The sequence below is a fragment of the Pseudoalteromonas shioyasakiensis genome (assembly GCA_013391845.1).
In the GTDB taxonomy this organism is placed as follows: domain Bacteria; phylum Pseudomonadota; class Gammaproteobacteria; order Enterobacterales; family Alteromonadaceae; genus Pseudoalteromonas; species Pseudoalteromonas apostichopi.
The window spans coordinates 1,634,464-1,658,603 of record CP058414.1; the positions used below are offsets into that span (position 1 = coordinate 1,634,464).

15 protein-coding genes and 2 pseudogenes are annotated in these 24,140 nt (G+C 40.5%); 11 read left to right on the forward strand and 6 right to left on the reverse strand.

The annotated features are described in order from the left end of the window. Window positions 1–122 precede the first annotated feature (122 nt). Together HYD28_07535 and HYD28_07540 are read right to left on the reverse strand one after the other, a co-directional pair. Window positions 123–2,361 (reverse strand): annotated as a pseudogene (locus HYD28_07535) (EAL domain-containing protein). Between the two features lie 53 nt (window positions 2,362–2,414). Next, complete coding sequence (locus tag HYD28_07540) at window positions 2,415–5,135, reverse strand: insulinase family protein (GenBank protein QLE08837.1); 2,721 nt, start codon at window positions 5,133–5,135, stop codon at window positions 2,415–2,417. Between the two features lie 195 nt (window positions 5,136–5,330). Here HYD28_07540 and sixA point away from each other — a divergent pair, with 195 nt between their 5' ends. The 4 genes from sixA to HYD28_07560 are packed head-to-tail and all read left to right on the forward strand — an operon-like array spanning window position 5,331 to window position 7,398. Further along, a complete protein-coding gene (gene sixA, locus HYD28_07545; GenBank protein ID QLE08838.1) occupies window positions 5,331–5,807 on the forward strand; it encodes a phosphohistidine phosphatase SixA in 477 nt (158 codons plus the stop codon). Between the two features lie 49 nt (window positions 5,808–5,856). Continuing rightward, window positions 5,857–6,207 carry a RidA family protein gene (locus tag HYD28_07550; GenBank protein ID QLE08839.1) on the forward strand — a complete coding sequence of 117 codons (351 nt, stop codon included), beginning with the start codon at window positions 5,857–5,859 and terminating at the stop codon, window positions 6,205–6,207. After that, window positions 6,188–6,667, forward strand: a complete 480-nt coding sequence (locus HYD28_07555) for an ASCH domain-containing protein (protein ID QLE08840.1) — start codon at window positions 6,188–6,190, stop codon at window positions 6,665–6,667. The genes HYD28_07550 and HYD28_07555 overlap by 20 nt, the downstream gene beginning before the upstream one ends. Then, window positions 6,664–7,398, forward strand: coding sequence for an SDR family oxidoreductase (locus HYD28_07560; protein ID QLE08841.1), 735 nt, complete (start codon window positions 6,664–6,666; stop codon window positions 7,396–7,398). The genes HYD28_07555 and HYD28_07560 overlap by 4 nt, the downstream gene beginning before the upstream one ends. Window positions 7,399–7,400: 2 nt before the next feature. On the opposite strand, the gene HYD28_07565 is transcribed toward HYD28_07560, so the two are convergent. Then, window positions 7,401–8,321, reverse strand: coding sequence for an AEC family transporter (locus HYD28_07565; protein ID QLE08842.1), 921 nt, complete (start codon window positions 8,319–8,321; stop codon window positions 7,401–7,403). Between the two features lie 24 nt (window positions 8,322–8,345). Continuing rightward, window positions 8,346–8,904 (reverse strand): annotated as a pseudogene (smrB, locus tag HYD28_07570) (endonuclease SmrB). Window positions 8,905–9,005: 101 nt separating this feature from the next. Here smrB and prmB point away from each other — a divergent pair. Together prmB and aroC are read left to right on the forward strand one after the other, a co-directional pair. Then, complete coding sequence (gene prmB, locus HYD28_07575; protein ID QLE08843.1) at window positions 9,006–9,941, forward strand: 50S ribosomal protein L3 N(5)-glutamine methyltransferase; 936 nt, start codon at window positions 9,006–9,008, stop codon at window positions 9,939–9,941. Between the two features lie 65 nt (window positions 9,942–10,006). After that, a complete protein-coding gene (gene aroC / locus HYD28_07580; protein ID QLE08844.1) occupies window positions 10,007–11,104 on the forward strand; it encodes a chorismate synthase in 1,098 nt (365 codons plus the stop codon). Between the two features lie 68 nt (window positions 11,105–11,172). Here the strand turns inward: aroC and HYD28_07585 are convergent, their stop codons facing one another. Next, window positions 11,173–13,179 carry a fused MFS/spermidine synthase gene (locus HYD28_07585; GenBank protein ID QLE08845.1) on the reverse strand — a complete coding sequence of 669 codons (2,007 nt, stop codon included), beginning with the start codon at window positions 13,177–13,179 and terminating at the stop codon, window positions 11,173–11,175. Window positions 13,180–13,309: 130 nt separating this feature from the next. Here HYD28_07585 and HYD28_07590 point away from each other — a divergent pair, with 130 nt between their 5' ends. Continuing rightward, window positions 13,310–15,313, forward strand: a complete 2,004-nt coding sequence (locus HYD28_07590) for a winged helix-turn-helix domain-containing protein (protein ID QLE08846.1) — start codon at window positions 13,310–13,312, stop codon at window positions 15,311–15,313. 13 nt (window positions 15,314–15,326) lie between these two features. On the opposite strand, the gene HYD28_07595 is transcribed toward HYD28_07590, so the two are convergent. After that, window positions 15,327–16,166, reverse strand: a complete 840-nt coding sequence (locus tag HYD28_07595) for a LysR family transcriptional regulator (GenBank protein QLE08847.1) — start codon at window positions 16,164–16,166, stop codon at window positions 15,327–15,329. 101 nt (window positions 16,167–16,267) lie between these two features. Here HYD28_07595 and HYD28_07600 point away from each other — a divergent pair, with 101 nt between their 5' ends. The 4 genes from HYD28_07600 (at window position 16,268) to HYD28_07615 (ending at window position 24,106) form a co-directional block, all read left to right on the forward strand. Beyond that, entirely contained in the window at window positions 16,268–16,918 is a 651-nt protein-coding gene (locus HYD28_07600) for a glutathione S-transferase family protein (GenBank protein QLE08848.1), read from the forward strand. A 175-nt stretch (window positions 16,919–17,093) separates the two neighbouring features. Next, window positions 17,094–18,257, forward strand: coding sequence for a GGDEF domain-containing protein (locus tag HYD28_07605; GenBank protein QLE08849.1), 1,164 nt, complete (start codon window positions 17,094–17,096; stop codon window positions 18,255–18,257). Between the two features lie 109 nt (window positions 18,258–18,366). Continuing rightward, the gene (locus tag HYD28_07610; GenBank protein ID QLE08850.1) at window positions 18,367–20,808 is read left to right on the forward strand and encodes a hypothetical protein; all 2,442 of its coding nucleotides are present in this window, start codon (window positions 18,367–18,369) and stop codon (window positions 20,806–20,808) included. A 121-nt stretch (window positions 20,809–20,929) separates the two neighbouring features. Continuing rightward, on the forward strand, window positions 20,930–24,106 hold the full coding sequence (locus HYD28_07615; GenBank protein ID QLE08851.1) for a transporter substrate-binding domain-containing protein: 3,177 nt from the start codon (window positions 20,930–20,932) through the stop codon (window positions 24,104–24,106). Window positions 24,107–24,140 lie beyond the last annotated feature (34 nt).

The window sequence follows — 24,140 nt, forward strand, 5'->3', positions numbered from 1 at the left end:
CCAGTGAAACGTTGGATGCTGTTAGGTGGTGTGCTGGGGCCCGTAGCTTGGTGTTTGTTTAATGTGCACTATCGCCGCGCATTTGTACGCCATGTTGGCCGCAAGTCATGTGGCTGGCGACCTTAAGCTTTTACGGTTTTTAATAGACTCGGCGCTGACTTATCAAGTTGCTTTTGCAAGAATGCGGTAAATTCTGGCTGAGATAATGGCTTAGAATAATAGTAGCCTTGTATTGTTTGACACTTTAACTGTTCTAACATAGCTATTTGTTCAGCTTGTTCTACACCTTCTGCAACCACATGTAAATCAAGGTTATGAGCAATTGTCACAATAGAGTCGACCATATTGCGGCCTCGTTCAGATTGCATATCGTCAATAAAGGCTTTATCGACTTTCAAGGTATTAAGCGGAAACTGTTTTAGATACGCTAATGATGAATAACCCGTACCAAAGTCATCCATTGCAAGGTGTATACCACGGGCGCTGAGTGAACGCATTACGGCAATAGCTTCGTTTGGATCATCCATTACGGTGCCTTCTGTGATCTCAAGCTCAAGGAAGTAAGAGGGCAGTTCATTCTTTTGTAATATTACATCAATACGGGTGGTTAAATCAGGCAAGCTAAACTGTTTAGCCGATAAATTCACCGCGACACGACCATTAAATAAGCCTTGATCAATCCATGCTTTTACGTCTCGGCATGCCTTGTTTAAGACAACTTCACCAATTTCGATAATTTGCCCAGTTTCTTCAGCAATCGGTATAAACACACCTGGACTGATCACGCCTTTTTTTGGGGTAATGAAACGCACCAGTGCTTCCATACCATCTAGCTTACCTGTGCGAATGTTCATTTTCGGTTGATAGTAGACTTCGAAGTGATCTTCTTTTAGGCCGTAGCGCATCAAGTTTTCGATTTGTAGGCGTTTAACTGCTTCACGGTTCATAGTGTCATTGAAAAACAGGTAGCTATTACCTTTTTTCTTAGCGTGATACATGGCTGTATCGGCATTTTTAAGCAATAACTCTGGGGTATTCCCATCCTCAGGAAACAGCACAATACCCACACTTGAGGTGATCACAAGTTCATGGCCAGCCATATTAAACGGTGTGGCAATTGCCGCTAAAAAAAGTTTAGCCATACGAGTAATGGTATGAATATCGTTAGTTTCCGGACATTACCAGTGCAAATTCGTCTCCCCCTAGGCGATAGAACACATCTTTTTCACGGGTTAACTTATTCAAACGCATCGCAAGCTTAGATAGCAAACTATCACCGAGCTGATGACCGAGTGAGTCGTTGATCTTTTTGAAGTTATCTAAGTCGAAGACTAATAAAGCGTGATGATTATCTTGCTTAGCGAGCTTCTTCAAGTTTGTGAAAAACAAGTTTCTGTTTGGTAAGCCCGTTGTGCGGTCACGGTTCGATAAATTATGTAATTGTGATTCGGCTTTTTTACGCTCAGTTTGATCTGAAAAAACAACTACATAGTTGCAAATTTGATTGTGCTCATTTTTAATCTCATCAATTGAAATTTCAATCGGTAACAGCTGCCTCTTCGCATTGCGAAGTTTTACCTCTTGCTGCCAGTGTTCTGTCGCTTTTACAGTGGCTTTAATTTCATCTACATAGCTTTGATCGTAGCCATTTAGGGTAAATTCTTTCTTTAAGTATTGTTCGCGGCTACCACCAAACAAAGTTAAGAAGCTTGGATTTAAGTCAACCAGCTTGAAGTTTTTATCGTAAATAGCGATAGCATCAGTTAATGACTCAACGCATTTAGCAAATAGGTTTAATCGTGCTTCCGTTGATTTGAGCTGAGAAATATCTCGCACAGTTCCTGTCATTCGCAAAGGGTTTAGGTTTGCGTCTTTTTCTATGATCTTGCCGCGATCTAGAACCCAATGCCAACGACCTAGGGTGTCTTTAATGCGATAACTCGCTTCAAAAAAGGCGGTATGTTCGGCAAAGTGTTTTTTAAGAGCTTTTTCGACGTGTTGTAAATCGTGAGGGTGGATATGTTCGCGGTTAGGGGGGAAGCCACTGCTATTATTAGTATCTGAAGTGTATTTATCATTAATTCGTAACACTTCTCCGGTTTTAATATTCCAATCCCAGAGGGTGTCGCCACTGCCTTCTACGGTACTTTTTAAGCGATGTTCTGAAATACGCAGTTGCTTTCGAGAGCGCTTCAATTTAAAAATGACAAATAATAGGTACGGCAATAATAGCATCATAATAGCGCTTGGGATAAGCAGCAATGTGCTCTGTTCAAGCTCTATAGGACTAGCGGATGCTGAAAAAATCCCAGTCATAGTTATTGTTAAAAAAGCAGAAATCATTTTTATTATTTTTATCATTAATGCATTACCGTAATTCGCAACAATTAATCTAATCTAAGCTCGCGTTCGAGTCAAAGAGAATGCGAAGAAAGTGTTGCTTTTGGCTGTTTTTTGTCCTTAGGTTCGCTTAAAAGTTCTATTCTTGGCCTGTTGTCACTAAACGTTACGGCAATATATTGCTGCATTTGGGTTAGGCTTAACTTATCAAGCGCCTCTAAAAGCTGCTGTTGCATATTAAACTCTGTATCGCGATTGCCTATAGCTAGCCATAGACGCTGCGAACGTAAGCGTAAATTTTTATCTTTTTCAGCGATGTGAGTGACAAGACCTGCTTTGGTGTCGAGCCACTGCTGCTCAGATATGTTATTTATTTGCGACACATAATTATTAATAAATTGTTGGTGACGTTGAAGAATCTCATCAGCACTATGTTTAGGTGACTGAACATAAAAAGCGATACCAGCGCGTGTGTTAAAAGGTGCATAGCCAGCACCGACTAAATAGCCTAGTTGTTGCTTGGTTCTTAATTCATTAAAGTAGTCTTGATTTATCAGGTGATTAAGTACCATCATTTGCACTTTTTCGGTGGTGTTATCAGTTTGAGCTTGATAGTAAAGTACCATCGCATGATCACTACAATTTAACGTGAAGCGCTGTTGCTCCACTTCGGTAATATTATTAAGTGGTCGCGTTAAATCAATGATAGTGGTGCTACCAGACAAGTGTTCAGTAATTTGCTTTTGAAACTTAAGCGCATCACTTCGTTGCCAGTTACCATGTAAAAAACATTCAACATGCAAAGCTTTAAAAAACTCATTTCTAAAGCAATTGAATTGATGAAAGCTAGTATCCTTTAAAGCCTGTGCGAGCGCGTTAGGCTCTGGGTTCCACGGCATAACTTGCGCACCCAAAATACTAAATAATTCACTAACAGGCTTGTTTTGATTGCTGTTTCGCCAGTGTCTAACTAGTTGTTTTTTATATTCAGCAAAGCGTTTTGCACATATCTCAACATTAAATAGAGCTTCAAGTAATTCGTTAACTAGCTCTAACTGGCTCGATGAAAGACCTGCGGTATGCAAGGTCAAGCCGCCTTGGTGAGATGTTAAGTGATAACTAAGGCCTGCCAGTTCTGCCGGATAAAATTGCTCAGCAACACTGTCCATAAACAAGTCTGCAAACAAACGAGTGAGGGCCATATGTTTAACATCTTTAATGGCAAAGGTTGAGTCCATCGCTAAGTAAAAATGCCCTTTAGCCACTCGAAAAGTAGCATCTTGTTTAAACCAAAAGTCAAAGCCTTCTTTTTTGACTAACAATTCAGGCGATCTAGTTGGTTTCTCTAATGGCAGTAGTTCAACATCTTTAGTGAGGTATGGATTAGCACTTGGTAAGCACATCTGTGGCAATGGCGTGTTAATTTCACTGAGTGCTTCTAACCAACTTGTCGAGATATCTTCCACTTTATAGGGGGTGTTGTACCAAGCTGTGGTGTGCTCTGGTTCTACACCTGGATGAATTAAGACCAAGCGCATATTGTCAGGTGTGAGCCATTGCATGGCAATTTCGTGAGCGCAACGGTTAAAGCCGTCCATTAAATAATCGCCTTGTACATAATTAGCTTCATCGTAATGCTGCATATTTATGCTTAAATTACTAACCCAATCAATTAAGCGAGCTTTTTCTTGGTTATCAAAGGCAATTTGTAAGAGATTCTTTTTATCTTGATAAAGACGTGGCAATTTATCGCAGTTTTGGTTTATTAAACAGATATACTCAAACACCACCTCTACGATATCTTCATAGTACTCAATACCTTCATCAGTTAAAGCCATGCTGATGTTAAAGTCTTTAAAGTTACTACCGTTAATGCCCCCACCTGCAGAAAGGGCATTTATCCAGCCTTGCTCTTTTAAAATAGAGTACAGTGATCCTTTGCCTTCGTAACCGAGTAGGTGAGCAATAAAACTAACGGTTTTGTGACGATAAAAGTCGTCAATATTAGGCATTGCAAAGCTAATGATCAGCTTTTGCATATGTTTATGTGGTTCAATGTGTAACACCTTACCTAAGTCTTGTTTACGGTAAAGTGGCTGTTCTATGATCTCTTTGCTTTTTGGTTGACCTTTAATTTCGCTGAAAAACTGTTTTACCCAAGCAGTCATTGTCGCAATATCTTCATTGCTACATATCACAAGTGTCATCCACTGAGCTTGATAATGGCTATCGAAAAAAGCACGTAACTCATCACTTATGCAGCCTTCACGATCAGCGAGGGTTTGCTGGTTACCGACCGAGAACTTTGCAAAAGGGTGGGCTGGATTGACTGTTTCTTTGTGAGCCTGATAGATGCGTCGGCCATCATCTTTTATTTTTAGCTTAAACTCAGCATCTATGGCATTACGCTCTTTAGTTGTTTCTTTAGGGTTTAGTAACGGTGCTATGAAGAAACGGCTAAATTGTGCTAATGCTTCAGCAAACTGTTGGTTTTTAATATCAAAGAAGTAGCATGTGTGCTCTGTGCCTGTCCACGCGTTAGTGTTGCCACCAGATTGTGATACAAAATTAGAAAAACCACCCGACTCCGGGTACAGGTCTGTGCCTAAAAAAAGCATATGTTCCAAAAAATGTGCAAGGCCTTGTCTATCAAGAGGATCGTCAAAATGGCCTGCGTTGATAGCCATAGAAGCCGCTGATTTTGTTGATTCTAAGTCTTGCACTAAAAGTACTTTTAGACCATTGTCCAGTGTTAGGGGTTGATATGTTCTGTTATCATTGCGGCTGATATTCAAAAGATGCTCCTGAAAGAGTGCGTTAATGTCCTAACAACAGATGATATTTTCAGGAAAGCTAAAAAAGACAGAGCTACGAAAATCTACCTGAATATCATAAGCGGATGTTTAATGTATCTAGTGATGATATTCTAATATAGCGGACAATCAAGCAAACTGGCTACTGTTTTATATTCTTTAATCGGTTGATTTTTTATGAAAACAATCTTAATCATGCGCCATGGCGAAGCTACGCCAATGCAAGCAGATGATGCAGCAAGACAACTTACCGAGACCGGTCACTATGAAGCCAGTCGTATGGGGCAGTGGTTAGCAACCTATCATAAACCCGATGCCTTGTTGGTGAGTCCTTACATTCGTGCACAACAAACGGCTGCTGATGCTACACAACATATTTCGTTAAAATTTAATGAAACTTGCAGCGATATTACCCCTGATGGTGTTCCACAAATTGCTGCTGATTACTTGGAAACTCTGATTGCTATGCATCCACAATGCAACACCTGGTTAATCGTTGCCCATATGCCAATTGTTAGCTATTTAGTTGATCAGTTAAGTCCAGGTCATATGCCTATTTTCAATACAGGCGCGGTTGCAGTTATCGAATATGATGAACACAAACAGCGCAGCCACTACCTCAGTATTCACTCGCCAAATAACGTCGAAATCTAACAGTGGATTTGCTAAATTAGCGCCACTGTTAATTTTTCAAGTTCTTACTATGACAATCGAACGTTTACAAACCGGTGCGCGTATGAGCCGCATCGTCAAGCATAACGGCACAGTATACCTATGCGGACAAGTTTGTGCTGATGCTGAAAAAGATATCACCGAACAAACTCAAACTATGCTCGATAAGGTAGAAGCTTTACTTACTGAAGCGGGTAGTAGCAAAGAGCATATGCTAAGCGCCACCATCTATTTAAAAAGCATGGAAGACTTTGCAGCGATGAATGCAGTTTGGGATGCATGGGTACCTCAAGGGCATGCTCCAGCTCGCGCTTGTGTTGAGGCAAAAATGGCGCGTGATGTTCTGCTCGTAGAGATTTCTGTTGTTGCAGCAGTTAAGTAACGAACGGCGTAAAGCGCATTTGATTGCTCGATTTAACGAGCAATCAGGACGCGCAATTATTGAACTACCGAGTTGGCATTTTTGCGATAATGAGCAAGATGCCAATGACTGCGCATTGCTGGTTTTAAGTGGCGAAAAGCAAGCAACAACCCCTTCATTATATTGGTTCGAAGCAAATAATGAGGCTCTTCCTGAGGTCGGTGATTTAGCCATTTTTACCAATTGGCACGGACAGCCCTTAGGCATTATTGAAACTGTCTCAGTGACCATCATCCCATATAATCAAATAAGTGCAGATTACGCTGCATTAGAAGGCGAGGGCGACAAAAGTCTTGCATACTGGCAGCGTGTGCATTGGGATTATTATCAGCGAGAGCTAGCAGGTACGGATTATCAATGTCATCCTGATATGCCATTGGTGTGTGAGCAGTTTAAGTTAGTTTTCAAGGAATCAGAATGAGTTCGAATCCTGTGGTTTTTATTACCGGGGGCGGCCGTGGTATAGGCGCAGCAACGGCAAAGTTATTTGCCAAGCATGGTTATGATGTATGTATCAACTATAAGTCGGATCAGCACAGTGCTTTGCAAGTTGCCAAAGAAATAGAAAAACTGGGCGTTAAAGCGTTTACTATACAAGCCGATGTTGCTGATGAGCAGCAAGTGAAGGCAATGTTTGCGAAGCTTGATACTTGGGCACCACGTTTAGATGTACTGGTTAACAATGCAGCAATGATGATGCCGCAAATGCCGCTTTTAGAGATGGATGCAAAGCGCATTAACGCCATTTTAAGTTGCAATGTTACAGGCGCATTTTTGTGTGCACGAGAAGCAATTAAGCGTATGAATAAAGGCAGTATTGTGAATGTTTCATCAGGTGCGTCGCGCACAGGCTCGCCAAATGAATATTTAGATTATGCTGCATCTAAAGGAGCGCTTGATACTTTCACGATCGGCCTTGCTAAAGAAGTCGCCAGTAAAGCTATTCGGGTAAACGCGGTAAGGCCAGGCCTTATTTATACCGATATGCACCGCGATGGCGGTGAAGCAAACCGAGTTAATAGGTTAAAATCTAAGTTACCGCTAGGGCGAGGTGGTGAAGCTGACGAGGTCGCCTCAGCAATTTACTTTTTGGCAAGTGAGCAAGCATCATTCACAACGGGCAGTTTTATAGATGTATCAGGTGGCTTATAAAACTAAAGTAAAATACTTAACCAAACACTAAAGCTTACAACACTTAATACCGTTGAGAGCACCACAGCACTTGCGAGTGTTGCTTGATGTTGCTTAATTTGATTAGCGATTAGATAGGCGTTTACACCTAAAGGAGAAGCGCTCAAAAGTACCAGCACGTTTAGTAACGATTGTTCTAGATGAAAGACGTAGTTGGCAAAAAAGTAGACTCCACACGGTAACACGGCAAGCTTGATGATGGTTGCGATGAGTGATGCTTGTAAGTTGTCTGACACCTTATAAAACGCAAGGTTTGCTCCTAATACGAATAACGCACAGGCAATGGCAGGTTTGGCAAGTAGGGTGAGGCCATTTGCTAAATCATCAAAAAGTGTAAAACCAAGTAAGTTAACAGCAAGGCCGCTACTGATACTTAACACCACAGGGTTCAGCAGCATGTTTTTAGCAAATGCTCGCCAAGAAAAAGACTGCTGCGATTTAGCACTAAGTAAAAAGGTTAGGGTAAACAAAAGTGCACTATGAAAAGTAATGATCATAAACACAATACCGACCATTTGCTCGCCAAGTGCCGCAATAATAATTGGCAAACCTACCAGCACTGTATTTGAATAACTACTGCCAAGGGCAAAAACTGCGTGATGTGATGCTGCAGATTGTTTCTTAATGAAATAGCGGTCAATAACATAGCCAAGGGCGTAAATAGCCAATACCGGAAAGTAAAAACTTAAAAAGCCCGCAACAGAAACACTACTTTGTAAATCGGCTTGTGCCATATTTAAAAATAGAAACGCTGGCACGCTAATATAAAAAGTGAACTTACTTAACCCTGCTATATGTTCTTTCGATAAAAACCTGCTACGAGAACTGATATAACCACTTAACACGATAAAAATCAGTGGAAAGATAATCGAAAAAATATGCACATTAAGCCTTATGACAAGAAGACGTTAGCGTCTGAATTCATCACTTTGTGGAAGGTTAATTAAAATAAGCACAGCACCTTTACCGCCAAATTCAAGAGGTGCTTGGTGCATAGCAATCACATCAGGGTGTTGTACTAAATATTGCGGCACTTTGTGTTTGAGTATGCGTTCACCAATGCCATGCACGACACAGGCACAATAGTAATGCTGCTTTTTACACTCATGAATTAAACCAGCCAGCTCATCTTTGGCTAATTCTTTATTTAAGCCATGTAAATCAAGGGTTAAATCAGGTGGGTAATCTCCACGACGAAGTTGTTTTGCCAAATAGCTATCATGACCAGGTTTGACATAACTCACAGTTTCCATGAGTATCTATGTCTGGTACATATTCATCAGAAAAGAAAAATTCTGCCTGATGTTGCTTTTTTTGCTGGGAAAATTGTTTCGCTTGTGACACTTTAGGCTTATTGGTGAATCGAATAGTGTCTTGTTTAAATGCTTTGGCACCACTAATACTCTGACGAAATAAGTCAATATCGTCAGTGCTAATGTGATTGTTGGCGTGGGGATCTTTTTTCATGGCGGCAGTCTAAACAAAAAAACGCTAAAAATCGAGTAAAAACCAACTGAAAAGACGGTACAATACGCGTCAGAACAGACTTTGAAAGTTAAGGAACATACATGAACCATTTCCAGATAGAAGACGCAATTTTAGACGAGGCAATTGCAGAACTTTCAACGTTGCATGATTGGTTACGTTGGACAACCAGTCAATTCGCCAGCAGTGGTATTTTCTTTGGGCACGGCACAGACAACGCATGGGATGAAGCAGTTAGCCTTTTATTACCTGCACTTAGCTTGCCAATCGATGCACCTAAAGAGCTAATGCATGCGCGTTTAACCAGCACCGAGAAAAGCCGTTTAGCTGAACTAATTGCAGAGCGTATTAATGATTGTACGCCAGTACCATACCTGACCAACACCGCGTGGTTTGCAGGTATGCCGTTTTATGTTGATGAGCGTGTGTTAATCCCTCGCTCACCATTTGCAGAGCTAATTAATAATCGTTTTGCTCCTTGGTTAGAAGAGCCAGAGTCGGTAACGCGCATTCTTGATTTATGCACTGGCTCAGCATGTATTGCCATTGCCCTTGCACAAGCATTTGAAGATGCACAGGTTGATGCGGTTGATATTTCTTACGAGGCGCTAGAAGTTGCTGATATTAATATTAGCGATTACATGCTGAATGACCGCGTACTGCCAATTCAGTCAGACGTGTTTAGTGGTGTTCCGGGTCAAAAGTACGATCTGATCGTAGCTAACCCACCTTATGTTGATGCTGAAGATATGGCTGATTTACCACGTGAATTCCATCACGAGCCAGAGCTTGGTTTAGCATCGGGACATGATGGTCTTGATGTGACTCGTACCATTTTAGCGGAAGCCGCAGAGCATCTAACTGATAACGGTTTGTTATTTGTCGAAGTTGGTAACTCTATGGTACATATGGAAGCGCTGTACCCGGGTGCACCATTTGAGTGGGTTGAATTCGAACAAGGTGGCCTTGGCGTGTTTGTAATCAGCAAACAGCAGCTTGTGAAGTATTTCGCAGATTAACAGCATATTTTAAAAGCCGAGCCTGAGGGCTCGGTCTCAGTAGTCATTAGGAATGAGGAAAGTTAATGGCAGGTAATAGCATCGGACAACTATTTAAAGTGTCCACCTTTGGTGAGAGCCACGGCGTTGCATTAGGCGGCGTTGTAGATGGCACACCAGCAGGTCTTGAAATTAGCGAGGCCGATTTACAAATTGATTTAGACCGTCGCAAGCCGGGGCAAAGTCGTTATACAACACAGCGCCGCGAAAGTGATGAAGTAAAAATTCTTTCTGGTGTATTCGAAGGTAAAACCACAGGTACTAGCATTGGTTTACTGATTGAAAACACCGATCAGCGTTCAAAAGACTACGGCAAAATCGCTGAAGTGTTTCGCCCAGGTCATGGCGATTATACCTATTGGCATAAATACGGTATCCGTGATTATCGAGGTGGTGGTCGCTCCTCAGCCCGTGAAACGGCTATTCGTGTAGCGGCAGGTGCAATTGCGAAAAAATACTTAAAACAGTTTCATGGTATTGAAATTCGAGCATGTTTGAGCCAACTAGGGCCAATCAAAGCCGAAGACTATAACTGGGATGAGGTGGAAAACAATGCATTTTTCTTTCCAGACACCAGCAAGCTAGAAGCGCTTGATGAATACATGCGTGACCTAAAAAAACAAGGCGATTCGGTAGGCGCTAAAGTTAAAGTGGTTGCTAAAAATGTTCCTGTAGGTCTTGGTGAGCCAGTATTTGATCGCCTTGATGCAGAGCTTGCACACTCATTAATGAGTATTAATGCGGTAAAAGGCGTTGAGATTGGTGATGGCTTTGATGTGGTTGAGCAAAAAGGCTCTGAGCACCGTGATGAGTTAACCCCAGATGGTTTTACATCAAATCACGCAGGTGGTGTACTTGCAGGTATCTCGACAGGGCAAGATATCATTGCCTCAATCGCCCTTAAGCCAACTTCAAGCATCACCATACCGGGCAACAGCATTAATACTAGTAACGAAGCGGTAGAGATGATCACTAAAGGACGTCATGACCCATGTGTAGGTATTCGTGCCATTCCTATCGCTGAGGCGATGATGGCGATTACCTTAATGGATCACTTATTGCGCCAACGTGGCCAAAACCCACATGTTAGCCATGAACATGGACCAATCAAAGGTTCGATTTAAGCGCAGCTTTAAATAAAGTAAACGCAGTTAATAAGCGCGATAATATCATCGCGCTTTTTTTATGCCTGTTAGAATTTTAATAAGGGAAGTAGGCTGTGTTTGCTATCAGTCCACATTGCCAGCTCGTTATGTGGGTAGCGTTTAATGGGCGACAAATCACTGATAGATACACGATTTAAAAAAGCCTGATTATCAGTTAGCACCACCCAGTCTGAGCCTATGTCTGATGGGGTATGGCCTTGATAGCTAAACTTTAACATAGCCTTATTGAAGTGTTGGCTATGTGCCTGTAATACAGGCAGTAAGTCGATATGATTATTTGAAATATGCACAATCAATACGCCATTTTCATTGAGCCTCTGCCAATAAAGTGACATTGCTTCTTGGGTTAGCAAATGCGCAGGAATTACATCACTTGAAAACGCATCAATTATTAAGACATCAAATATTTCGTTTGCATTATTTTTTAGCGTAATACGACCATCCCCTAAGCTGACTGTGAGCTTGGCTTCACTGTTTTCAAGATATGAGAAATAACGTTTTGCCATCTCGTATACAGCAGGGTTTAACTCAAAAAAGTGAATACTATCCTGTTGGTCTGCAAACCGAGCTAATACGCCTGCACCTAAACCAATCACGCCAATGTTTAGTGCGCTGTGTTGCTTTAGTATGGCAAGTGATTTAGCGACACCAGTATGCTGGTGGTAATAACTTTGCCCAAACTGTTGGCTTGGATTTAGTGGCTCTGAGCCATGAATCGTGGTGCCGTCAATTAAGCGCCTTTCTTTTATTGATTGAGTGTTTATATCTTTAACCGCTAAATAGCCATAAAAGTTGCGGCTAGTCGCAACGTTATATTGGTTAAAGTTTACCGCTAAAAAACAATAGCATGCTAACCAAGTAACTGAGCTGGTTGCGAGAGTGAATTTGAGCTGTTTTGTCTTTGTTTTAGCTTTTATTTGGTAGTAACACACAAAACTAAAAATAACCGCTAATGTAAGTAAATACTCGTCAATCTGGACAAATAGCAATGGGGCAATGAGTGTACTGAAAAGCGAACCTAACACACCGCCAAGGGCGATATAAAAATAAAAAACGGTAAATTGCTCGTTTTCAGGGGCTTTGTTTCTCAGCTCACCATGACAGACCATACCGGCGGTTAATAGAATCATGCTGTAAATTATAAGCTGGGCTAGGGCATTGAATAAGCTGCCAAAATAAAACATCAGCAGGCCTGCAAAAGCCGAAAATATAAACGCATATGCCCAGACATGACGCTGATATTTTGCTTTGTTGGCAAACGTATAACTAAAGGTGAGCAAGTAAATTACAAGAGGTAACGACCAAAGTAATGGCATGGGGGGAATATTAGTGCTGATCATATGCGTGGTAGATACCAACATGGCTGAGCTTAAGGCACTTAATAACAGCCATTGACCTTTACCTTTTAATAGTGCGACAGGCCTAGTCTGAATAGACTCTCTTGATAAATCGGGTGCTTTTTTTAGTAAAAATATTACTAGAAGTGCTAATAACAAGCAGTAGCTGATAAGTCCAAATAGCCAGTAGGTAGTTTGCTGCTCTAAAGAAAATAGTAATTCATAAACGAGCGGGTAGCTCATTAACGCCAGTAAAGAACCCAAGTTTGAGATGGAATACCAATGGTAAGGCACCTGTGCTGAAGCAGTTTGCACATACCATCTTTGTAAAAGTACGCTGGTAGCGCTCAGTAGAGTAAATATTGGACCAATTTCTATAAATAAATTAACAAACACCGCAAGCGCAGGCGGCCAATTTGTGAGATTTGGGGCTGCAAATTCTGTCACAACAATGAGTGTGGCAAAGGTGACTAAAACTATATGGATGACTACCTGCAACTTAATATGAAAACGACCCATGTTATGCGCATAGAAATAGCCAATAAGTAACATGACTTGATAAAACACTAAACTCGCTGACCAGATAGAGGCACCACCACCAAATTGTGGTAGCAGTTGCTTTGAAAGCATCGGTTGGATTTGAAAAATTAAAAAAGCACTGATGAAAATAGTGAGCGTTGATAAATATTTATACATTGTTTTTATTACCTATTTTGAGATAGCAAAAACAATCCAATAGCCAGAGCAAAGTGACAATGGAGTAACCCTTGAGTTTCTCTTAAGAAAACCTTAATCTTTGATTCGTAAATATTTATTGGAGAAGTAAGTGGCGCGTTATCGAATCGGCAAGTTTGCAATTGATGAGAGTCGATGTTTAATTTCATCGCAAGATTATAAGCAAATAGTCGAGCCAAAGGTCATGGATGTATTACATACCCTTTATTTAAATAAAGGTGAAGTTGTAAGCCAAGAAGTAATCTTTGCAAAAGTGTGGCCTAATGCTACCTATAACCCCAGTTCGGTACAGCGTTGTATAGCATTGCTACGAAAAGCACTCCAAGAAGATGCCAAGAACCCACAGTTTATAATTACACACCCTAAGCGCGGTTATAGCCTTGAGAAAGTAACACAGGGGCCAGGCAAAAAATTAAAAGCGCAACATGTTCTGTTGCTGTTTGTTTTACTAGTTAGCTTTATTGCTATTGCGTGGCAACTAGTGCCTAAACAACAAGATACTGCTCACTTTACTCAGTTGATGCCACTCACTTCGAGTGAACTAAATGAAGCTAATTTGTCACTTTCACATAGTGGTAAGTACCTTGCTTTTGTTCGAGGTAATAAAGGAAGTCAGCAGATTTGGATTAAAGAGCTTGAGACTGAGCGAGAGGTGAGGCTGACTGAAGATGCTGCAAGCTACTTCGCTTTGGGGTGGTCGACCTCCGATAATGCGATTGCATTTGTGAAAAGTACAGAGCAGAAACAACATCTAAACACTATAAGCATTGATTTATCTAAATTTCAGCCATTAGAACAAGCGACTGTGAGTGTTTTTAATGACACCGTTTTAACCAGTCACCACATCGATTGGCATGTTGATAAGCTGCTCTATTACATAGAAAAAGATAAACTAAACAACGATACTCGACTCGTTTCACTTAACTTAGAATCTAAACAAAAGACACAGTTACTAGCTGCTACACAGCAAGATTGGTTGCTCGTTAATGCGTTATCGAAAGATGGTAGTAAAGTCGCGATGGGGATTGAGGCTGGGCAAAATAAATACCGTATTGATGTACTCGACCTTGCCAGTAAAAAAATACAAACTATTGCTATCATAGAAAACGGTATTCAAGGGTTAAGTTGGCACCCGAATAATCAAGCGCTATTAATTAGCCAACGAAATCAGCTTGTAAATCTAGATCTTGATGGTGAGCTTCAGTTAATTTCATTTAATAATTATCAAATAATTCGTGATGCACAGTACACACCAGACGCTGAAGCCATTTTGATGGAGTTAGTGAATGTTGATGTAGATATTGTTAGCCAAACACGGGCCAACCCTGACAAATTGACTAAACTCGTTGATACCTCATCAATCGACTTTCTACCCGTGTTTTCGCCAGACTCAACGAAATTTGTTTTTGAGTCTCATCGTTTTGGATTAAAACAATTATTTTTATACGATAGTGGCAAGCAAACGCGCATTTTTGCTAACCCTGATAACCATGAGTTATTTGGCATTGTTTGGAGCCAAGACGCACGGCTGGTTTACACCGCAAGTAAAGATACACTGTTTAAAATTGATTTAAACAGTGGCACTTATGAAACAATACCTCATGGAAATCACTCTTTTTATTTGAGAGAAATGTATCACAATGAAGACGCGATTTTAGTTTCGTATCGAGCAGAGGATGGACAGACGTTTCATCCAGCAAAATTCGATTTAACAAGCTTAACGTTGACACCATTCACAGGCTCAGGGAAACGTTTAAGCTGTTATGGTATGGATTTAGATGAGCAAGATCAGATCTACTTCTCAAATAGCAATGAAGTGTTTCGAGTTAATACCCGTGGAGATATAGAAACTGTTTGGCAAGCAGCTAGCAATGACATTATTGGTATATCTGTTAGTAACCAGCAATTAGCAGTAACAATGGAGCATGCAGATACAATTAATTTCCAGCGTATCGATTTGGCAACTGCTGAAACAGAAAGTTGGCAGTTAACACAACCTAAGCAACATATGTTGATCAACAGTGCTCATGATTTAAAAGAGTTTTTATATCTTACAGAACCTTATAGAACTCGTAAGTTAGTAAAACTTCAGTAGCTTGATATGTTCTTTACGTCTTAATCAACTCCACAAGCTGCTTAAGCTGTTCATGATTGAGTGGATTGTGGGCATGATTACCGTACAACAGTACGATATCAATCATAGGCAGTACTGGTAACGAATTATCGCTGATTTCTTCCAAACCTTTTTGCATGCTTATTCGCGCCATGCTGCCGATTGCCAACCCTTGTTCAATTAAGCCATGTAATGCACCTGCTGATCCACAGCAGGCAATAATATTAAAACGACGCTCGGTTTTTAAGAGACCTTCAATACTGGCTTGGTGAAACTTACAGTCTCGTTGAAACAGGGCAATAGGAAGTGGGGTTGAATCTTCAATCTCAAAAGCGGGGCTTTTCACCCATACGCCTTGGCTTGATTGCAATAAGTAACCTTCTTCGCTGTCTGGTGAGCGAGTGGCAACAACTAAATCGAGCATACCTTGGTCTAGTTTGGCTCTAAGCTCAGAACTTGGGGCGCAGCTTATCTGTATATCTAAGGCATCAAACTGTTGGTGTAGGGCACAAACAAGCTGTGGTAGCAAAGAGTGGACATAGTCGTCAGGACAGCCGATGCGCACACGTAAATTGCCAGTACCTGCTTTTAATTGTTTAAAGGCTTCATCATGAAGGGCTATCAGTTGCTTCGCATAACTTGCTAGCTGGTGGCCTTGATGGGTTAGCACCAGCTGACGACCTTGCTTTTCAAATAGTGAACTTGCGAGGTCCTGTTCAAGCTTTTTCATTTGCATACTTACCGCAGATTGGGTTCTGGAAATTTGTGCTGCAGCACGGGTGAAACTACCTGTATCGACGAAGGCGCAAAATGTTCTAAGGGCATCAATATCCATAATGTATCAGCTTTTCTTATAGGTACTATAAAAACAATTGGCGAGTAATTGCCCAATTGCTGTTTTATAGTGAGCCTAATCTAAACGTTAAAGGAAGTACAATGCAATTATTTATTGGCAATAAAAACTACTCAACTTGGTCATTGCGAGCGTGGTATTTACTAAGTAAATTCAATGTTTCTTTTAAAGAGCAACAATTGGTTTTAGATACGCCTGAATTTTATGAAGCATTAAAAAATAAGTTTCCCGTGCAAAAAGTGCCGGCACTTATTGATGCTGAGTTAACCGTGTGGGACTCACTCGCTATTTGTGAATACATCAATGATGCTTATCTAAATGGTGCCGCTTGGCCTAGTGAAATAGCCCAAAGAGCAAAAGCGCGCAGTTTAGCTGCCGAGATGCACTCTGGTTTTGCTGCACTTCGTAATGAAATGCCAATGAATATTCGTGCTAAAAGGCATGTTGAATTATCAGAACAAGCTAAAAAAGATATCGCTCGTATCGATGAGATATTTTCTTCTCAGCAACAAAGTTATCCTAATATGTGGTTATTTGGCGATTTCTCTATTGTTGATGCGATGTTCGCACCTGTAGTACTTCGTTTTAAAACGTATCAAGTTGAGCTATCGTGTGCTGCACAAACTTATTGCCAGCATCTACTTGCTTGCCCGGTTATCAAAATCTGGATTAGCGAAGCTCTTAAGGAAACAGATATCGTTGACTGTGATGAAGCAGGTGAGGAAATTAACTAGCCGATATTGAGAATTTCTAACTATTAATTTTATTGCCTATTATACTTTTGCGTGGGATTTTTTGGCATATTTTTATACAAAAATACTAGTTCAATTAATGAGCACACACACTATACTAGAGTAGTTGCTCTTTAATCGAACATCCCACATTTCCTTTCGTAGTAGGCATTTATTTATGGGCGCTTTTGCAGCAAAATTATTAAATCAAGATATGACAATTGAGCGCTATGCCTGTCAATTTAAGTCGCTTGAGGTAGAGCATGTCTTTTTACAAAGTAAATTCGGTCAAGATAAAAAAATAGCACAATTTTTGTGCTGTACAATTGCATTAGTCACTGCGCTTGTAACCTTCTTCGATAAGATGATTATACAGGCTTCATTTTGGCCAGAAACCGCTTTAATCGGCCGAGCTATTATGGTCTCAGTTTGTATTCTTAGTGCTTTTGCTCTGAATTATATTAAAAGCATCCAGTCATTTCGTTTGGTGATATCTGTGTTTATGCTGTTTTTATTTTTGAACATGCAATTTATGGCTATCACTTATGAGCGTTTCTATATTTTGCATATGTTTTTTGATGTGATCATCTTGATCACATTTTATTTCTCGACCTTGGTTTCAATTAAGTTATCGGTATTTTTAAGTATTTCATATAGTGCTCTTGCTATCTCTGTTATCTATTTCAGTAAAGAAATATCTAACCACTCTTTTTACATGGTGGTTTTAGCGCATGTGGCAGCAAACTTAGCAGGTATGATCATGGCTGCTCATGAACATATTATCCGTAGAGAACTTTTTGTAAGGAACACCCAGCTTGCTCAGCTTGCCCATGAGATGAAAAGCCAAGCCCTTAAAGATGCCCTTACTCAGTTACCTAACCGTCGTGCTTTTGATAATGCCTATGAAGAATATCAGCGGATGGTTAAACAGCAGCAAGGTGAGTCCAAGCAAGTATGTGTTATTTTAGCTGATATTGATTACTTCAAACGTGTTAACGATACCCATGGTCACGAGGTAGGTGATGTTGTATTGCAGCGTTTTTCTGCTTTTTTAACTGACTCATTACGTTCCTCTGATGATGTATATCGATTTGGCGGTGAAGAATTTGTTATTGTGCTACCACTATGCTCAGTGTCAGATGCAACTGTTATTATTAATACTATGATCGCAAGGATGAATAGTGAAATGTGCGAGGTTGGTGAGTTATCTTTAGCAATACGTGCAAGTTTTGGCTTAACCGTAATGAAAGAAGAGGAGCAAAAGTCAGTTATCTCCAGAGCTGATGCTGCACTTTATCAGGCTAAAGATGCAGGACGGAATCAATTAGTTATTAAATTTTAATAGCCTAAATATAAGTACAAAATATGTACCTTATGCTCGTTTAAGTATAATCTTTATACATTCTTTTCTATTAATTTAATCTGAATTATTAGCAAGCAAGGAGTCGCGAATGCTAACACGCCAGGCGGAAGGCTATAAAATTTCAATTAGGGCAAGTGTATTGCTGGTTTTTGCCCTTGCTAGCTTACTCACCGGTATCGTGGCGATAAGTTTGCATTATTACTTTAGTGAAAAGTTATTACTGCAATCTAAATCAGAACAGTTCAAACAAACTAGTCAGCAAATAGCCGATCACATAACAAGAATCAATCAGCGTGCTGATAATACCTTAAGCGTGATGATCCACGACACTAGGCTATTATCAGAGAGCCAAAATAACAAAGAAATTTTACAGCAAGTGCTGATCGAAATTTTAACGCGTCATCCAGACTTTTATTCGCTAATTCTTGGTCATGCTAATGGTGACTTATTACAGGTTATTAATTTAAAAGGGTATGCAAAGCTTCCCCCATCAATCCAGCTCGATGAAGACGATCATTGGTTAGTGTATCAAATTTCTGGGCAGGGGGGGGAGCGTAAGCAGGTAACCACGTATTTAGATGAGTCGTTGGTCATTCGTAAAAGAGACACCCAAACTACGGATTACGACCCACGGAATAGAGTTTGGTTTCTGGATGCAACGAGTGACTCTGTAACGAAAACCGAGCTGTATGTGTTTAAAGTACTTGAGGTACCAGGTTACACCTATGCAATAAAGTCAGCGCAAACAGGCGATGTATTAGCGATTGATATAGCCAGTGCAAGTTTGAATCACTTTTTAACCGACCAACAATCTAAAATGAAGCACCTTGTTGAAAGCGAAATGTATGTTTATCGGGGGAATGGTGAAATTATCGCAAGCAGTAAAAATCAAAGTCATCAGCATAGTTTTGCTGACCTATCTAAGTTAGTTAAATTGGATGAACAAAAATCAGGGCTTGCTAACAAAGAACATCAATTCGGCAAAATGTTAAATGTGCATGAAAAGGGCATAGAAAAATACATGTTTGTATTGCCGCTGCCGCTTAGTAGCGATATGCAATCAGATGAAGTTGATTATTTCACGGTGCTGGTATCTAAAGATGACGTGCTGGCGGTTATAAGAGATAAAATTCGTATTTCAATTTTAGTGACTGGTTTATTTTTAATTTTGCTGCTGCCAGTCTCTTGGTTTTTTGCCTCTTCAATCGTCAACCCGATTCTCAAATTAGTAGGTGAAAATAAAAAAATTCAGCAGCGAGATTATAATGAAGTTTCAACACTCTCTAGCCACATTTTAGAAATCCATTATTTGGCAAGTTCGATGGTGGATATGAGCCGCTCTATTGAGCAACATGAAAACTCACAAAAAGCCCTGATGGAGTCATTTGTAGAGCTTATCGCCCAAGCGATTGATGACAAATCACCATATACGGCAGGGCACTGTGAGCGGGTCCCTGAGCTGGGTATTTGGCTTGCTGATGCTGCGTCAGACTCAAAAAATGAGGCGTTTTCTGAGTTCAGCTTTAAAACGTCTGATGAACGACGAGAGTTTCGCTTAGCTGCGTGGTTGCACGACTGTGGTAAAATTACTACGCCTGAGCATATCGTTGATAAAGGCACTAAGCTTGAAACCATTTATAACCGTATTCATGAAGTACGTACTCGATTTGAGGTGCTGCTACGTGATGCAAAAATTACTTATTATGAGCAGTTATTAGCCCATCCTGAGCAACAATCTAAGCTCCAGCAAACGCTTGACCAACGAACCAAAAAGTTACACGCAGACTTTAGCTTTATTGCTGCCTGTAATGTTGGTGGTGAGTTTATGGATGAAGTGCAGCTGTCTCGTTTACATGAGGTTGCTAGCATTAAGTGGCAGCGCCATTTTGACGCAAGTTTAGGTTTATCGCCCCTTGAAGAAATGCGTATGGCTGATTTGAAGAATCAGCATTTACCTGTCGAAGAGTCACTCCTGAGCGATAAGCTAAGTGATTTAATTCCACACGAAAAAGCCGTTGAGTACCCAGAAAGTTTGGGCATTAATATGGCGATTCCGGAGTATAAATATAACCTTGGCGAAGTGTATAACTTGTCGGTGGCGCGGGGCACGCTTACAGCGGAAGACCGGTTTAAGATCAATGAGCATGTGATCAGTACAATTCGTATGCTTGGTAGTGTGCCATTCCCGAAAGAATTAGCGAAAGTTCCGCGTTATGCATCAACCCACCACGAAACCTTAAAAGGGACTGGCTACCCACGAAAATTAACCGCGGAACAATTATCAATACCTGAACGTGTGTTAGTACTTGCTGATATCTTCGAAGCATTAACCGCGGCAGACCGCCCATATAAAAAAGCCAAACCTTTGAGTGTTGCTATTGATATTTTAGCGAAAATGGTTGATGACGATCATATTGACCGTGACGTATTTGAGCTCTTTTTAACTTCCGGCATTTACCTAAAATATGCAAAACAGTTTTTACATGAGTCGCAAATTGATTCTGTCAATTTAACAAAATATCTAAGGTAATTATTTGCTTATGCTTTAGGATAAAATTGCAGAGTTTTGTTTGTAATACAAAATTATTGGTGTATAAAAGATATACAAGCTAATATTACTAACGAACAAAGCATTGCAAGGAGATGCATAAGTGCTGGTATCTGCTTTTCAAAAACTTAAATCGAGAATTCGTTTTTCGATTCGCCTTACCGTTGTTGCCGTGTTCGTTTTAGCAACTTCACTAACAGCTCTCATTGCAATTAGTCTGCAATATTATTTCAGCGAAAAAATGGCTATAGAGGCCAGTGTCAAAAACTTTAATTTAGCCACAGGTTCAGTGGTTGATTACCTTGCAAGGGTGAATGAAAAGTCAGAAAACACGCTAAGTGTAATGGTTCAAAATAGTAGCTTGATCAGTGCCAACAGCGAAGATAAAAGTGAGCTGAGAAATGTCATGAGTGAAATCATGCAGCTCAATCCATTGTTTTATGCGTTGTATGTAGGCTATGAAAATGGTGACTTTTATGAATTAATTAATTTAGAAAGCAGTGAAATAGTGCGTCAGCAGTTGCAGGCCATTGAAGCAGACCGTTGGGTGGTGATCCACATTAGCGGTGAAGGGGCAGAGCGTGTTCAGCATACTCATTATTTTGACCAGCAATTTAATTTACGTATCTCGCAAACCAAAGGCACCAGCTATGATCCGCGAGAGCGCTTGTGGTTTAAGCAAGCAAACTCAACACGCGTGAAAAAAACAAAGCCATATTTCTTTACTCACCTGCAAGCACCTGGGCAAACCTACTCAATAAAGTCAGCAAATGAAAATAGTGTGTTGGCGTTAGACGTTAGCTTGTCGAGTATTTCTGAATATTTGAGTCAACAGCAAAGTAAAATGAGCAGCCAGTATTTAAGTGAGCTATACATTTACAATAAAGAAGGTGAAATTGTTGCCTCTAACCAACAAAAAAATAGCTTACTTTTGCCAAGGCTTGAAAAACTTCCCTTAACAGAACAGCAGCAAAGTGTATTGGCGAAGTACCCTTATTTGAGCGTTTCTAACGAAACTAATTGGCCACCAATGGACTTTAGTGTCGGCGGTAACCCGAAAGGCTATAGCATTGATTATATTAATGCCTTGGCTGAGTTACTCGGAATTAAGGTAACTTTTATTAACGGTTTTACATGGACTGAGTTTTTAACTCAATTTGCAAAAGATGAAATAGATATTGTACAGCCTATTTTTAAAACCCCAGCAAATGAGTCGCTCGGTCTTATGAGCCAAACAATGGCAACTTTGCCGTTCAGTATCATTACTGCAAAAGGTTCAACACCGGTCGTTAGCATGAAGCAGTTAGCGGGCAAACAGTTAGCAATTGGTGAAGGCTGGTCGGTAATTAAAGTGATTAAAGAGCACTTTCCTGATATCGACATTGTTGAGCTGCCAAGTACCAAAGCGGTGCTCGATGCGGTAAGCCAAGGACGTGTGTATGCAGGGTTAGATAACGAAGCAGTGTTCAAATACACTCAAAATCAGTTTTTTATTGAAGGGATTCAATATAATCAGCTTGATAGTTATAGTCATGATCTCCTACCAGATACTCTGCATTTATTGTTTCATCCTGATGATGCAGAGCTAAAAGATTTAATTAATATGGCGATAGAGCAGCTCCCAAATTCGTATATTGCTGCACTAGAGCGTAAATGGTTAGGGAGCGATCCTAGTCAGCAATCACAAGTGATTGGCACAGTGCCATACCCTGAATTTCTTACTCTAATTACAGATCGGGCAAACTTCGCCCATTTACGTTTAATGACTCTAAATGGCGTTGAGAAGTACGTGTATATTACCCCTGTTTCAGAAGGGGGGAGCAATAGCGATTACTTAGCGATAGTGGTGCCCAAAGAGGGCGTATTGAGCTCTACCCGTGAAAAAATTAAGCTGTCTATTTTTATCACCGCGGCCTGTTTGATTATGGTACTGCCTGTATCATGGTTTTTTGCCTCACCAATTGTTTCGCCAATTAAGACCTTAGAGGGTGAAAATTTAAAAATTAAACACCGTCAGTTTGATCAGGTTTCAACGCTAAAAAGCAGTATTAAAGAAATCAATAATTTAGCCAACTCCATGGTGCAAATGAGCCAATCAATTCAGCAGCATGAGCAAAAGCAAAAAGCCTTAATGGAGTCATTTATTGAGCTTATAGCTCAGGCTATCGATGATAAGTCTCCTTATACAGCAGGACATTGTGAACGGGTACCTGAACTTGGGATCATGCTGGCCAAAGCAGCTTCAAACTCAAATGAGGATGCGTTTAAACAGTTTGCGTTTAAAAATAAAGACGAACTAAGGGAATTTAGCCTCGCAGCTTGGTTACATGACTGCGGCAAAATCACTACTCCAGAGCATATCGTAGACAAGGGCACAAAGTTAGAAACTATTTATAACCGTATCCACGAAGTGAGAACGCGTTTTGAGGTACTTTGGCGGGATGCAGAAATTGCTTATTTAAAAGACGTGCTAGTGTCACCTGAAAAGCAACCAGAGCTTGAGGCTGAACTTATTAAACGCCAAGCAGAGTTACGTAGTGATTTTTCGTTTATAGCAGCCTGTAATGTTGGCGGTGAGTTTATGGATGAAGCAAGCCTTGGACGTTTAGAGGCGCTTAGCAACATCACTTGGCAGCGAAATTTTGATGATAAAATAGGCCTTTCACCAGTTGAAGAGTTAAGGGTTCAAAGCAATGATGAGCAATTGCCTGTCACTGAAAAGCTACTTTCAGATAAGCCTGAGCATTTGATTGCCCACGATAAACCTATACAGTATGACGAGCGTTTAGGGATAAAAGTAACCATTCCAGAATACAAGTATAATCTTGGCGAACTGTATAACTTACAAATTCAGCGCGGTACTTTAACAAACGAAGATCGATTTAAAATTAATGAGCATATTATCAGTACTATTCGGATGCTAGATAACGTCCCATTTCCTGATGAATTAGCCCGTGTGCCGCGTTATGCCTCGACCCATCACGAAACATTAAAAGGCACGGGTTATCCCCGTAAATTGTCTGCAGATGATTTATCGATACCTGAGCGTGTGTTAGTGCTGGCCGATATATTTGAAGCATTGACCGCAGCCGATAGACCTTATAAAAAAGCCAAACCATTGAGTGTTGCGATTGATATTTTAGCGAAGATGGTTGCCGATCAACATGTAGATGAAGATGTGTTCAAATTGTTCTTAACGTCAGGTATCTATCTTGAGTATGCAAAACGCTATTTAAATCCAGATCAAATCGATGATGTAGATATTGCGAAATACCTGTGATTGGAAGCGCTTGCTTTTACTTTAGAGGGAAAAG

Excerpts from the sequence above, each read along its gene's own strand:
- sixA (QLE08838.1), top strand. The coding sequence starts at position 5,331 with ATGAAAACAATCTTAATCATGCGCCATGGCGAAGCTACGCCAATGCAA.
- HYD28_07550 (QLE08839.1), top strand. The coding sequence starts at position 5,857 with ATGACAATCGAACGTTTACAAACCGGTGCGCGTATGAGCCGCATCGTC.
- HYD28_07560 (QLE08841.1), top strand. The coding sequence starts at position 6,664 with ATGAGTTCGAATCCTGTGGTTTTTATTACCGGGGGCGGCCGTGGTATA.
- prmB (QLE08843.1), top strand. The coding sequence starts at position 9,006 with ATGAACCATTTCCAGATAGAAGACGCAATTTTAGACGAGGCAATTGCA.
- aroC (QLE08844.1), top strand. The coding sequence starts at position 10,007 with ATGGCAGGTAATAGCATCGGACAACTATTTAAAGTGTCCACCTTTGGT.
- HYD28_07585 (QLE08845.1), bottom strand. The coding sequence starts at position 13,179 with ATGTATAAATATTTATCAACGCTCACTATTTTCATCAGTGCTTTTTTA.
- HYD28_07595 (QLE08847.1), bottom strand. The coding sequence starts at position 16,166 with ATGGATATTGATGCCCTTAGAACATTTTGCGCCTTCGTCGATACAGGT.
- HYD28_07600 (QLE08848.1), top strand. The coding sequence starts at position 16,268 with ATGCAATTATTTATTGGCAATAAAAACTACTCAACTTGGTCATTGCGA.
- HYD28_07605 (QLE08849.1), top strand. The coding sequence starts at position 17,094 with ATGGGCGCTTTTGCAGCAAAATTATTAAATCAAGATATGACAATTGAG.
- HYD28_07610 (QLE08850.1), top strand. The coding sequence starts at position 18,367 with ATGCTAACACGCCAGGCGGAAGGCTATAAAATTTCAATTAGGGCAAGT.